At 70.8% G+C, this 12,950-nt stretch carries 11 protein-coding genes; 5 read left to right on the top strand and 6 right to left on the bottom strand.

What is annotated here, in order from left to right; translation table 11 throughout:
* The 5 genes from IEZ27_RS24970 to IEZ27_RS24950 all read left to right on the top strand — a co-directional run bounded on the left by IEZ27_RS24970 (position 1) and on the right by IEZ27_RS24950 (position 5,722).
* Positions 1 to 900 (top strand): DUF6039 family protein, encoded by a 900-nt coding sequence (locus tag IEZ27_RS24970; protein ID WP_189649464.1) that lies wholly within the window; start codon positions 1 to 3, stop codon positions 898 to 900.
* Positions 897 to 2,633, top strand: coding sequence for an amino acid adenylation domain-containing protein (locus IEZ27_RS24965; protein ID WP_189649463.1), 1,737 nt, complete (start codon positions 897 to 899; stop codon positions 2,631 to 2,633). Before IEZ27_RS24970 ends, IEZ27_RS24965 begins: the two co-directional genes overlap by 4 nt.
* 3 nt (positions 2,634 to 2,636) lie before the next feature.
* Positions 2,637 to 3,584, top strand: coding sequence for a chlorinating enzyme (locus tag IEZ27_RS24960; protein ID WP_189649462.1), 948 nt, complete (start codon positions 2,637 to 2,639; stop codon positions 3,582 to 3,584).
* A gap of 150 nt (positions 3,585 to 3,734) precedes the next feature.
* On the top strand, positions 3,735 to 4,925 hold the full coding sequence (locus tag IEZ27_RS24955) for an alpha/beta fold hydrolase (protein ID WP_189649461.1): 1,191 nt from the start codon (positions 3,735 to 3,737) through the stop codon (positions 4,923 to 4,925).
* Positions 4,926 to 5,131: 206 nt separating this feature from the next.
* Positions 5,132 to 5,722 (top strand): Crp/Fnr family transcriptional regulator, encoded by a 591-nt coding sequence (locus tag IEZ27_RS24950; protein WP_229824300.1) that lies wholly within the window; start codon positions 5,132 to 5,134, stop codon positions 5,720 to 5,722.
* A gap of 73 nt (positions 5,723 to 5,795) precedes the next feature.
* On the opposite strand, the gene IEZ27_RS24945 is transcribed toward IEZ27_RS24950, so the two are convergent.
* The 6 genes from IEZ27_RS24945 to IEZ27_RS24915 all read right to left on the bottom strand — a co-directional run bounded on the left by IEZ27_RS24945 (position 5,796) and on the right by IEZ27_RS24915 (position 12,940).
* Positions 5,796 to 6,512 (bottom strand): PIG-L deacetylase family protein, encoded by a 717-nt coding sequence (locus IEZ27_RS24945; protein ID WP_189649459.1) that lies wholly within the window; start codon positions 6,510 to 6,512, stop codon positions 5,796 to 5,798.
* Positions 6,513 to 6,541: 29 nt separating this feature from the next.
* The gene (locus IEZ27_RS24940; RefSeq protein ID WP_189649458.1) at positions 6,542 to 7,258 is read right to left on the bottom strand and encodes a DUF899 domain-containing protein; all 717 of its coding nucleotides are present in this window, start codon (positions 7,256 to 7,258) and stop codon (positions 6,542 to 6,544) included.
* Positions 7,259 to 7,385: 127 nt separating this feature from the next.
* Positions 7,386 to 9,998 (bottom strand): rifamycin-inactivating phosphotransferase, encoded by a 2,613-nt coding sequence (gene rph / locus IEZ27_RS24935; protein WP_189649457.1) that lies wholly within the window; start codon positions 9,996 to 9,998, stop codon positions 7,386 to 7,388.
* A 103-nt stretch (positions 9,999 to 10,101) separates the two neighbouring features.
* Entirely contained in the window at positions 10,102 to 11,010 is a 909-nt protein-coding gene (locus IEZ27_RS24930) for an SAM-dependent methyltransferase (RefSeq protein WP_189649456.1), read from the bottom strand.
* A gap of 203 nt (positions 11,011 to 11,213) precedes the next feature.
* Positions 11,214 to 11,873, bottom strand: coding sequence for a cysteine hydrolase family protein (locus IEZ27_RS24920; RefSeq protein WP_229824299.1), 660 nt, complete (start codon positions 11,871 to 11,873; stop codon positions 11,214 to 11,216).
* Entirely contained in the window at positions 11,870 to 12,940 is a 1,071-nt protein-coding gene (locus IEZ27_RS24915) for an isocitrate/isopropylmalate family dehydrogenase (RefSeq protein WP_189649455.1), read from the bottom strand. Before IEZ27_RS24915 ends, IEZ27_RS24920 begins: the two co-directional genes overlap by 4 nt.
* Positions 12,941 to 12,950: the final 10 nt, after the last annotated feature.

Here is a 12,950-nt window from a genome sequence, read left to right as displayed (position 1 = left end):
ATGACCAACCCGAATCCCGTCATCCCGCCCGCCGAGCACCAGACCTCGGTGCCCGCGGCGGATCTGATCAACTCGGCCACGGCCGGCGTGATCGTCGAGCGGACCGCACAGGTCAGGAACGGCTCCCACGCCAAAGGGCGCAAGTTCGCCCGGATGATGGCGGAGATGGTGACCGCCAAGCAGGTCGGGGTCGCCAGCGTCTTCCTGTACGAGGAGACGTTCGGGACCAAGGACCGGCTGCACTGGCTGATCCACCTCAGCTCGCTGCACGCGTACGAGCGGATGGTGCACATGGGCACCTCCGACGGCGAGTACCGTGACAACACCGCCGACAGCGGCTGGGACGAGATCTTCGTCGACGGCAGCATGACCGAGACCGTGCTGCTGCCGCAGTTCTGGGGCATGTACGGCACCAAGGTCGACGGCGAACGCGAGAAGCAGTCCACGGTCTACCAGCAGCAGGGCGAGATCACCGGGTTGCCCGGCGCCCGCGAGCAGGTGCCGCAGCCCTACGAGCAGCTCGTCCACTCGGGCAACTGCGGCCTGCTGCTGCACCGCACGGCCCAGCTCGACTACGACTTCCGGTCCGAGGGGCGCACGTTCGCCCGCGAGGCCGCCGAGTCCATCAACGAGAACCTGCCCGGCGAGGCGACCGTCTTCGTCTACGAGGAGGCCTTCGGCGCGGCCGACCGCATCCACTGGCTCATCCACATGAAGTCGCTGAGCACCTACTACAAGGTCCTGGCGCTGCACGTGAAGGACGAGAAGGTGCGGGACCTGTACTTCCAGGAACGCATCGCGCCCGAGCGCGGCGGCGGCACCTGGGCCAGGATGTTCGTGCCCGGCAGCATGACCGACACCGGCCTCACCCCGCACCACTGGGGGATGTACGCGACATGACCGGCCGCTGCCTGCACGAGATCTTCGCCGATCGGGCCGCGAAGGCGCCCGACCGGATCGCCGTGACCTGCGGCGCCGAGGAGATCTCCTACGGTGACCTGGACGCCCGGTCCGACCGGCTCGCCTGCCTGCTCCAGGCCGCGGGCACCGGTCCCGGCGTGCTGGTGGGGCTCTGCGCGGAACGCGGCATCGACCTGCTGGCGGGGCTGCTGGCGATACTCAAGGCGGGCGGCGCGTACGTGCCGATCGACCCGGCATACCCGGCGGAGCGGATCGCGTACCTGCTGGACGACAGCGGCGTGGGCACGGTCGTCACCACGTCGGACGTGGCCGGCCGGCTCGGCGGCGTGCCGCCGGACCGGATCGTGCTCGCCGACGCCGAGCCGCCCGAGGGCCGCCCGGTCGCCACGGCCCGCGACGAGGACCTGGCCTACGTCATCTACACCTCGGGCTCGACCGGCGCGCCCAAGGGGGTGCTGGTCGAGCACCGCAACGTCGTACGCCTCCTGGAGCGGACCGAGCACTGGTTCGGCTTCGGCGACGACGACGTCTGGACGCTCTTCCACTCCGTCAGCTTCGACTTCTCGGTGTGGGAGATCTGGGGGGCGCTGCTGTACGGCGGCCGGCTGGTGATCGTGCCGGCCGAAGTGGCCAGGTCGCCGGAGGCGCTGCGCCGCCTGCTGGTGGCGGAGGGCGTCACCGTGCTCAACCAGACGCCCTCCGCCTTCCGGCACCTGGTGGCGGCCGACGCCCGGCAGGAGCGGCCCACGCCGTACCGGCTGCGGCAGGTCGTCTTCGGCGGCGAGCGCCTCGACGTCGACCTGCTCGGGCCGTGGATCGCCCGCTACGGCGACGACCGCCCGCACCTCGTCAACATGTACGGCATCACCGAGACCACCGTCCACGTGACCTACCGCCGCGTCCGCGCGGCCGACCTCGACCACCCGGAGCTGAGCCCGATCGGCGTGCCCGTCCCGGACCTCCGGCTCGACGTGCTCGACGAACGCGGACGCCCGGCCACCACCGGCAACCTGCACGTCTCCGGCCCCGGGCTCGCCCGCGGCTACCTCGACCGGCCCGAGCTGACCGCCGAGCGCTTCGCGGTCCTGCCGGACGGCGGCCGCCGCTACGACTCCGGCGACGTCGTCACCCGCCTGCCCGGCGGCGAGTACGCCTACCTCGGGCGGTCCGACGACCAGATCAAGGTGCGCGGATTCCGCCTGGAGCCCAGGGAGATCGAGTTGTGCCTCCTGGGCCATCCGCGGGTCGCCCACGCGGTGGTGACCCACCGCGACTACGGAGAGGGCGACGTACGGCTGCTGGCCTTCGTCGTACCGGACGGCGAACCCGGGCCGGACCTGACCGGACAGCTCACCGAGCGGGCCGCGAGCCGGCTGCCGGCGCACGCCCGCCCGTCCACCTACCACATCGTGTCGGAGATCCCCATGACGCCGCAGGGAAAGGCGGACCGCGCCGCTCTGGCCAGGTCCGCGCAGGCATCGTCGGCCGCCAAGGTCGTGCAGCGCATCGCCGAGGACGTGCTCGAACGCGACGAGGTGCCACCCCGGGTGGACCTGTTCGACCTGGGCGCCACCTCGCTGGCGATGACCCGCATCATCGCCCAGGTGAACGAACGCTTCGGCCTGGAGCTGACCGGACGCGAACTGGAGGAGGAGGCGTCGGTCGCCTGCCTGGCCTCCTGCGTCGAGGAACGACTGACCGTGAGGGGATAGACCATGCACGAGACCACGGTGCGCGGCGCGCACGCGATGACCCCCGAGGAGCTGAAGACCTTCCACACCCAGGGGTACTTCGGGCCGTTCAAGGTCTACGAGGTCGACGAGATGCGCCGGAACTGGCGGCGCGAACGTATGCGGCTCATGGACCGCGGCAACGCCGTCTACCAGGACGAAGCCGCCTCTTCGGGCAACACCAACATCTCCAACTACGACCGGCACCTGGACTCCGGCTTCCTGGCCGACCACATCAGCCGTCCGCAGATCGTGGACCGCGTGGCCAGTGTGCTCGGCCCGGACGTGCTCTGCTGGCGCACCGAGTTCTTCCCCAAGTACCCCGGCGACGAGGGCACCGACTGGCACCAGGCCGACACGTTCGCCAACGCCTCGGGCAAACCGCAGATCGTCTGGCCGCAGGCGGAGGAGTTCGGCGGCACCATCACCGTGTGGACCGCCTTCACCGAGGCGAACGAGGAGACCGGCTGCCTGCAGTTCATCCCCGGCACGCACGAGACGATGTTCTACGACGAGACCAAGCGCATGCACTACGACCCCAACAAGATCAACCAGGAGGACAAGGACGGCGTGCGGCGCGGCTTCTTCGGCTACGACTACCGCGACCTCCAGATCGACCCCGACTGGAAGCCCGACGAGTCGCAGGCCGTCTCCATGGTCATGCGGCCGGGCGAGGCCATCCTGTTCTGGTCGACGCTCATGCACGCCTCGCTGCCGCACAAGGGCCTCTCCGACGAGATGCGCCTCGGGTTCGCGGCTCGGTACGTACCGACCAAGGTGGACGTCTACCCCGACACCGACGAGATCGAGGAGTACGGCGGCCGCGTCAGCCTCGACCGGTACGGCGCGGTCCTGGTGGCCGGCCGGAACGACAACGCGCGCAACCGCCTGGCCACCGCCACCACCACCGGCCACCCCTTCACCACCCGCTGACCGCCATGACCGCCCACCACAGGCTGACCTGCACGACCACGCACCCGGGCCGGCCTTCATGACCACTCGCCACGGGCGGCGCGACCGGCCGCGCACGACGGGCCGCGGCGTCGCGACCTCTCACAACCCACGGAATGCGGTGATCATCTCGTGGCCGCCGAACTGAGACGTCTGACCCGGGCCGTGCAGGACGCGCGGCCGCTGGTGGACGTCCTGCGACATCCGGTGCGCCTGGCCGGCCCGCCCGGCCTCGCCTCCCTCTTGGGCCGTGTGACCCGACGGCTGGGCGCACCGGACTTCGCCCTGGACGACCGCAATGCGCTCGACACCTTCGAACGCCTGGTCAGCGACCACCTCGCACTCCGCGACGGCATGGGGGAGGACCTGCCGCCGGCCGTCATCGACGAGGTCGTGGACGGCGCGGCGCAGGACGGCTTCGAGGGCCTGTGCGTACGCGACGAGGTCGAACCCGCGGGCGGCGGGCCGCCGCTGCCCGCGTACACGGCCGGCGACCCGGCGTCCCCGGCCGTCGTGATCGTGTCCGCCTGCGGCATGCCGGCCCGCCTGTGCGAACAGTGGATGCGCTTCCTGTCCCGCACCCACCACGTCATCACCTGGGAAACCCGCGACCTGTTCGCCCTGGAAACACCCCGGGGCCCTGACCCCGGCATCCGAGCCGGCAATCCGGCCCCCGCCCCCGGCGCCCGAGCCGGCGGACTTCCGGACGCGGCGGTCACGGCGCAGGCCGGCGACCTTTTCGCGGTCATGGACCACTTCGGCGTGCGGCGCGCGCATCTGATGGGCCTGTGCGGCGGAGCCGTCGTCGGCCTGGCCGCGGCGCACCTCGACCCCGCCCGCGTGGACTCCCTCAGCCTCTGGCACGGCGACTTCGCCGCCATGGCGGGCGCCGACCGTACCCATCACCAGCAGAACCTGGCCGCACTGATGGAGATGGGCGCGACCGCCCCCGACCGGGCCGCCGCCGTCCACCCCGTGCTCTGCCAGACGATGCTCTCCTCGGTGCCTCCGGACCTGGCGCACCTGGTGGTCTACCCCTACGCGACCCCCGGCCTCCTGCACCGCTACTGCCGCCTGAACGGCGAGATCATGAGCACCGACGTGAGCCCCTGGCTGCCGGGCCTCGACCGTCCCGTCCTCGTCGTCACCAGCCAGGACGACGAGACCGCGCACCCGGCGGGCTCCAAGGCGGTGGCCGGAGCCCTGCCCGACTCCATCCTGCACGTCAGGGCGCACGGCGACCACATCTCGCTCTTCAAGGGCGACGATCCGGAGTTGATGAATATGGCCCGCGACTTTATTGACTCCGCAGTGGTCCGATAAATCCGAAACACCGCCTCCTTGGCGATTCTCGGTCAACTCGGAGAATCGTGGTGCACCATGTTAATCAGTCGATTGATGGGTAGGGGCAAAGGTGCCGTGACATAAATGTGAGGGGCGGGTCAATGGAGTCATCCGACGTCGCGCGACTAAGAGACGGGCTCCGCACCTTCATTTCGCACGACACGTCAGGAGCCTGCTCGGTCCGCGTGCCGAGGCGCGCCAACATCTACAACTGCGGGCAGCGCGACAGCAACATCTACGTGATCGAGAGCGGTCAGATCAAGACCCAGATGTACGCCCGGTGCGGCAAGGAGTGCCTACTGTCGATCTTCACCGCGGGCGACATCTTCGGCGAGTCCTCGCTGCTCGGAGCCGAACGCAGCGAAACGGCGACCGCCATGCGGACCACCTGGGTCCGCCGTATCCCGGCCACCCGCTTCCGTGCCGCGATGGCCGAGAACGAGCTCATGGACGGGTTCATCGACTATCTCGCGCTGCGCCTGCGGGAACAGCAGGAAGTGATCGCCACAATGGTCACGATGGACAGCGAACAGCGCCTGGCCTCCGTTCTCTTACGTTTATCCAGGAAAATCGGTAAACGCCGCGCGCCTAATGTGCGCGCCATCGAGGAACGCATCACCCAGGAAGAACTCTCCGGCATGGTCGGCACCACCCGCTCCCGGGTCGGCTTCTTCCTCAAACGATTCAAGGACGCCGGCCTGGTCCTGCCCACCTCCGACCCGTTCCTCGTCGTGGACGAGGAACGCCTGGCCGAATACGTCGACGAGGTCACCTGACGGCCCCGCCCGCCCTCCGCGACGACCCGCCCGGGCGCGGCGACGTCATCCGACCTCGCCGCGCCCGCGGACCTCAACAGGCGATCAGTTCGAACGGAACCGCCGGACGCCCGCCGAACCGCTGCCCGGCGGCGTTCACGAACCCCTCCAGCGGCACCCGCGCCCCACCCGGCGGCACCCCCAGCCCCGCCAGGTACGCCGCGTGCGCCTCGACCGAGGCCAGCGCCGCGTCCACGTACCCGGTCACGTCCACCGCGTGCGTCGGCTGGACGGAACCGGCGATCGCCACGTACTTGACCCCGCCCCAGGGCTCGGCTCCCGCGTCGGGCAGGATCCACCGATTGCCCGCGTCGAGGACCGCGTCCAGCACGGCCCGCCCGGTGACGCGGTGGTCGGGGCTGTTCCACTTCCCCGTGAAGGTGAAGTCGTGATGGTTGAACGTGATCACCAGCTCGGGCCGGTGCCGCCGGAGCGCGGCCACGAGATCGTGCCGGAGCCGCGGCGAGTGCTCGATCCCGCCGTCCGGATGATCGAGGAACTCGACCGGTGAGACGCCGACGACGGCGGCACTGGCGTGCTGCTCCTCCTCCCGCACCTTCCGCGCCTGATCCGGCGGCATCGAGTCGATCCCCGCCTCGCCGCGGGTGAGCACGAGATAGCCGACCTGCTTGCCGGCCCCGGTCCAGGCGGCCACGGCTCCGGCGCTGCCGAACTCCATGTCGTCGGGATGGGCGACGACGGCCAGGGCTCTCGTCCAGTCATCGGGCATGGGCTGTAAGTCGTCCGTCATGCCCTACCCCCTGACATGCACGGAGATCGCTAAACCTCTTCGGCGGGGCCGATTCCCTGGTCGGCGTCCGGCCCGTACAGCCTCGCGATGTCCTTGGAGGAGGGCCACCGGCTGTAGGCGGGCGACTGCGGCCAGCCCTCGGGGGAGTCCTGCCACTCCTCCTGCCGCCCGTACGGCAACAGGTCGATCAGCGCGAAGGTGTGGCTGAGCTGCTCGGTGCCCCGGCCGTCGGTGTGCCAGGTGCGGTACACGGTGTCGCCGTCCCGCAGGAACACGTTCACGGCGAACCCGGCCCCGGGCGGCGCGCCCACGTCGGCGCCGAACGGGCTGTCCGCCGTCGAGTACCAGGTCATCCTGTTCCCGACCCGCCGCCGGTAGGCGAGGGCCTCGTCGATCGGGCCCTGGGTGACGACGACGAACCGGGCGTCGTAGGCGTCCAGGAAGTCCGGCCGGGTGAACTGCGAGGTGAACCCGGTGCAGCCCGGACACTGCCACTCCTTGCCCGGGAACCACATGTGGTTGTAGACGATCAACTGCCGCCGGCCCTCGAAGACGTCCGCCAGCCGGACCGGCCCGTCCTCGCCCCGCAGGGTGTAGTCGGGCATCCGCACCATCGGCAGCCGGCGTCGCTGGGCGGCGATGGCGTCGAGCTCCCGCGTGGCGGCCTTCTCCCTGGCACGCAGCTCGTCGAGCTGCCGCTGCCAGGTGCCGGCGTCGACGACGGGTGGTAGGGCGTGTGCGGTCATGATCCCTCACTGATCGGTGCGACATGCGGTACGAAGGGACAGACCGGACCCGCCCGCGAAACTCATCGCTCACGGCAGGACCCACTGGGAATCCGCCCGCGCGGGACCTTGCCGGAGGCGCGGCGGCTCAGGTGAGGAGTTCGACGTACCCGTCGGTGCCGTGCACGCGGATACGCTGCCCGTCCTGGATCAGGCGGGTGGCGTGCTCGACCCCGACGACGGCCGGCAGGCCGTACTCCCGGGCGATCACCGCCCCGTGCGTCATGAGGCCGCCCACCTCCGTCACCAGCCCGGCGACGGCGACGAACAAGGGGGTCCAGCTCGGATCGGTGTACGCGGTGACCAGGATGTCGCCCGGCTCCAGGTCGGCCCGCGCCATGTCCATGACGACCCGGGCACGGCCCTCGATCGTCCCGGCCGAGACCGGGAGGCCGGTGAGCGCGCCGGGCGGGGTGTCGTCCCGCCGGTAGTCGCCGGTGACGGTCTCGCCGTCGGACGTCAGGACCCGGGGCGGCGTGAGCGCCTCGTACGACCGGAACGCCTCCCGCCTGCCGCGCACGAGCTCGGCGTCGGCCTCGCCGGTGCGGACGACCTCCCGCAGCTCCTCCAGCCTGAGGAAGTAGATGTCGTCGACCTCGCCCAGGACGCCGGACCGGACGAGGCGATCGGCCTCCCGCAGCAACGCCTGCTTGTAGACGAAGTAGCGGCTGACCATGCCGTACTTGGGGTATTCGCGGTATCCGGCGAAGGCGCGGACGCGGTCGATCATCCGCTTGGTCTCCTCGGCCTTCTGCTCCCCGTCGGGCAGGGCGCGCAACCGCGTCAGCAGGTCCTCCTCCTTCCGCAGCGACTCCTGACGTCCCTGTTCGAAGCGCTGCTCGCCGGCGCCCGGCGCGAAGTTCCTGACGTTGCCGAGGACTGCGGGCAGGAGCGTGGCGGGGCGCTCGCTCCAGCGGGTCCTGGTGATGTCGATCTCGCCCGCGCAGCGCATGCCGTACGTGTCGAGGTAGCCGCGGATGGCGTCACGCGCCGCCGGTCCGCCGGGCAGCCCGGCGAGCTCGTCGAGGAAGCCGTCACCCTCCCGGCCCTCGTCCGCGACGCGCCGCAGGAACGCCACGACGTCCGCGTACGGCCGGATCGTGTCCGCGACGTCGAGCAGCGCGAGCCCCATCTCCGAGGTGACGTTGTGCGGGACGGACTGCGTGAGCACGTCGGCCACGTTCTTCTCGCCCAGCCAGGTCTCGATGTGATCGTTGATCCACCAGGCCGCCTCCATCCCCGCCATGATCACCTGGAGGGTCCGCGGCTCGAACAGGACCCGCTTCAGCTCCCCGATGTCGGACAGGACGAAGTCGAGCAGCGCCGTACCGTGCAGGCCCCGGATCTCGCGCCGCAGGGTCGCGAGGGACGCCTGACCGCGTTCGATCAGCTCCGTGACGACGGCCGGATCGGTCTCGATCGGCGCGGCCGGGCTCCCGCCGGGTACGGCGGCCGGACCGTCGTCCGGCAGCGAGGGGACGAAGTCGCCGCGGTCGAGCACGGTCTGCAGCGCGTCCCGGATGAGCGGGTCGGACCTGCCCAGCGTCCCGACGAGCTGCGCGCGACCCGACGGCGTCGCCAGGACGGGGGCCACGTCGACGAACAGCCGGCCGCCCGCCTCGTGCATCGGCCGCGGCGTCGTCAGCTGCCACAGGGAGAGCCCGAGCGGCTTCATCGCGTCGGTCATCATCTGCTGGTGCCCGACCGAGACGTAGACGTGGTTGTCGTCGTCATCGGTGCCGGGCACGGGGAACAGGGTGGTGATCGGCCTGCTCTGGACGATGTGGAAGTCGTCGCCGACCAGGCACCATTCGATGTCCTGGGGCCGTCCGAAGTACGCTTCGATCCGCCGGCCCAGCCGCGCCAGGCGCACGACCTGCGCGTCCGTCAGAGCCGGCCTCTTCTGCCGCTCCGGCTCGACCGGCTCCTCCCGCGTGCCGCCGCCCGGCGCGGCCAGGACGGAATGCGGCTTGGTGGCGATCGTCGAGGTGCTGACCCGGTCGTCGCGGACCGTGTAGACGTCCCCGGCGGCCAGGCCCGCGACCAGCGCCTCGCCGAGCCCCCAGCCCGCCTCCACGGTGGTGATCTTCCGGTTCGAGGTCACCGGGTCCGCGGTGAAGAGCATCCCGGCCGCGTCCGGGAACACCATCCGCTGGACGACGACCGCCATCCGTACCTTCCGGTCGTCGAAGCCGTTGCGGCGCCGGTAGGTCACCGCCCGCTCGGTGAACAACGAGGCCCAGCACAGCCGTACGTGCCGCAGGATCGCCTCCAGGCCCGTGACGTTCAGGTAGGAATCCTGCTGACCGGCGAAGGACGCGGTCGGCAGGTCCTCGGCCGTCGCGCTGGAACGCACCGCGTAGGCGGCGTGCTCCCCGAGCCGGGCGAGCGATTCGCCGATCGCCGCCACCAGTTCGCCGGGCACCTCGACGCCCTCAATGGCACGGCGGACGTCGGCGCTGATCGTGCCGATCGCGGCGCGGTCGTCCGGTTCGACCCGCGCCAGCAGGTCGAGCCGGGCGTCGATCGACGGCGCCGCGGCCACGACCTGGCGAAAGGCGTCCGTCGTGACGCAGAAGCCGTCCGGCACGCGGACGCCGTCGATCCGCGACAACTCGCCCAGATGCACGCCCTTGCCGCCGACGTCGGCGATGTTCGTCGAGTCGATCTGCTGGAATCCCATGACGTGGCGCAATTCCATCGCTCCCTCGTTCGTCGGACCGGTTCGCAACGGGCAAGTATGGGGCACTTTTCGATGCCTCATGAGGGACGCATGTCTGATATAAGGTGAAAATGGAGGGGAATTACGGTTTGGCGGCGAATACCCAGCGGTTGGTGGCCAGGGCGTCGTCGGGCTCGGGGCGCGGGCCCCGGCCGTGACAGCGGGCGAAGTCGTAGGGCGTGCGGACCGTGACATGCCAGCGCAGTTTCCCCAGCAGGCCGATGGAGTCGGGACGCGGCCGCCTGTCGAACAACGCCAGCAGATCGACGCCGATCTGCTCCCTGGCCGCCGCGTAGACGGGATTGGCGCGGGATTGGAACGTTCCCAACCCGAACTTGACCTCGTAGGCCAGGACACTTCCTGCGGCGCTCAGGTCGTCGATCGTCCGGAGCAACCGCAGCTCGACCTCCGGCGGCAGGTAGAGCAGAAGCCCCTCCGCCAGCCAGGCGGTCGGCGCGGCCGGGTCGAAGCCCGAGGCCAGCAGCGGCCCGGCCCAGTCATGGCCCACATCGGCCGCGACCACCCGGCGCCGCGGCGCCGGGGCCATCGGGACCGGGGCGCAGGGATCGCCGGCGAGCGCGCCGAGCACCTGATCCTTGAACTCCAGCACGCCCCCGCGATCGACCTCGTGCACGACCTGCCCGGCGGGCCAGGGCAGGCGGTAGGCCCGCGTGTCGAGCCCCGCGCCGAGCAGGACCACCTGCCGGACGCCGGTCGCCGCCGCGTGCAGCAGGAAGTCGTCGAGCACCCGGGTACGCAGCCCGAAGTACCGTCCCAACCGGCCCCACAGCGGGTCGGCGTCGCCGCCGGGCACCTCCCACGGACGGGTCGGCCAGGCGACCGACGCCGCGGCGGCACGTACGAAGTGCTCGGCGTAGGGGTCGGCGGCCAGCGAGTCGGATCGGTGGGTCTCGATCGCCCTCGCGGCGGCGACCATCAGGGCCGTCACGCCGACCCCGCTTTCGACACCGAGGTCCCGCGTCTGCGTCATCTGCTCTCCTGTCCGCTCACTTCTGCAGCCTTACAGCGGGCGACACGCCGGACGGTTCGAAGGACCGTCCGAGGGTCGTCCGCAGGGTTGTTTCGAGGGGAGTTCGCAGGGTCGTTCCGAAGGCCCGCCTGCAGGGTCGTTCTAGAAGGCCGCCCGCGGGGCCGTTTGGACGGCCGTTCGCGGGGGCTTTGCGTGAGGATGACTCACGGGGTGGCGGCGCCTTCGCCGGCTGTGGTCTCGGCGGGTACGCGGGCCTGCTCCGGCACCCACGAGGCGGGGGCGTCGTGGGTGGTGAGGTGGGCGCCGTAGAGGGCGGCCATGAAACGCAGGATCTCGCCGTCGGGCAGGTGACGGCTGGTGGTGCAGTCGGTCAGCACCGTGATGTGGAACCCTTTCTGGAACGCGGTGCGGGCGGTCGAGTCGAGACAGACGTCGGTGTACAGACCGGCGAGCACCAGGCGGTCGATGCCGCGCCCGCGCAGGTGCCACTCGAACCCCTCGCTGAGGAAGGCGTCGAAGCAGGCCCGCTTGGTGAAGACCGCCTCTCCCGGCGCGGGCGCGACCCCGTGGAACTGGGCGCCCCACGTGCCCTCCAGGCACTTGGACGGCTTGCCCAGCGCGAGGTCGCGCCGCCGCCAGCTCACCCCCTGATGCACGGCGTCACCGGTGAACCGGACGAAGACCACCTCGATGCCGCCCGCCCGCGCCGCCTCGACGGCTCGGACGGTGTTCGCCACGACGGTGTCGAGGGTCGCCAGGTCACCCTGGTAGCGGGCACGGGCGGTCGGGCCGACGCAGAAGTCGTTCTGGAGATCCACGACGACCAGGGCGGCGCGGTCCCGCGGGTGTTGCACGTCGGTCACGAGTCCGCCATCAGGACCGGTCTGCTCTCCGGCTCCAGCACGTCGAGCAGGGCGTCGACCACGGCGGTGGTGGAATGGGCCCCGCCGGCGTCAGGGGTGGCGACGCCGTGGCGGCCGAGCGCCCTCAGGCCGCGCTCGACCATCAGCGCCGCCCCCGCGCACCCCGCGTGCCGTTCCGCGATGACCGCCGCGGCCCGGATGGTCGCCACCGGGTTGACCTTGTCGGCCCCGGCCAGGTCGTCGGCGGAGCCGTGGACGGTCTGGTACTCGATCAGGCCGTTGGCGTCGGGGTGGAGGTAGACGTTCTCGGTGCAGCGGTTCTCCTGCCGCTCGGAGCCGAAGCGGTCGAGCAGGACCACGTGCATGATGTCGGCCCACTCGTTGCCCGCGATGATCACCGTACGCGGGCGGGGGCCGCGTTCGATGAGGTTACGGTTGACCGTGTCCGGCTGGTACAGGCCGATGTGCACGCCGTGGCGCGCGGCGCTCTCGGACACCCACTCCTCAAGAGCCCCGTCGAGCAGGTGGAACTTGTAGGCCATGACGATCTCGTCGATCCGGCCGTCGGGCCACTCCTGCCGCGCCCGCCGCAGGGCCAGGGTGATGACCTTCTCGGTGATCTCCCTGCTGAACGCCATCGTACGGACGAGCGCACCCGGAACGTGGGTGTTCTCGCCCGTGTAGAAGCCCTGGGCCTGATCCCTGACCAGCAGCAACGAGCCTTCGGGGGTGGGGATGGCGTCGACCTTCGCCGCCTGCAGCCGCCGGCGGACCAGGTAGAGCGACTGGGCGTTGATCGCCGTGCGGAAGACGGCCGGGACGCCCGCGACGGCCAGCGTGCGGCAGAACCGCGTGTAGTGGTCGGCGTCGTCCTGGGTGATCTCGCGGACGCTCTCGGCCTCGGCGTCGGTCTTCAACGACACGTAGGAGTGGTAGGTGCGGTCCGACCGGATGAGGTCAACGGTCGTGCCGTAGGCGCCGGAGATCCCGGCCAGCACTCGCTCGAAGACGGCCGCGAGCTCGGGGCCGGTGCCCCGGCCGACGGCGAGTCCGATGGCTGGTTCCACTGCTGCTGCT

Origin of the sequence: Nonomuraea spiralis (assembly GCF_014648435.1) — a bacterium.
Lineage (GTDB): Bacteria > Actinomycetota > Actinomycetes > Streptosporangiales > Streptosporangiaceae > Nonomuraea > Nonomuraea spiralis.
The sequence above is the reverse complement of the archived record's forward strand: the minus strand, read 5'-3'. Positions and strand labels throughout refer to the sequence as shown.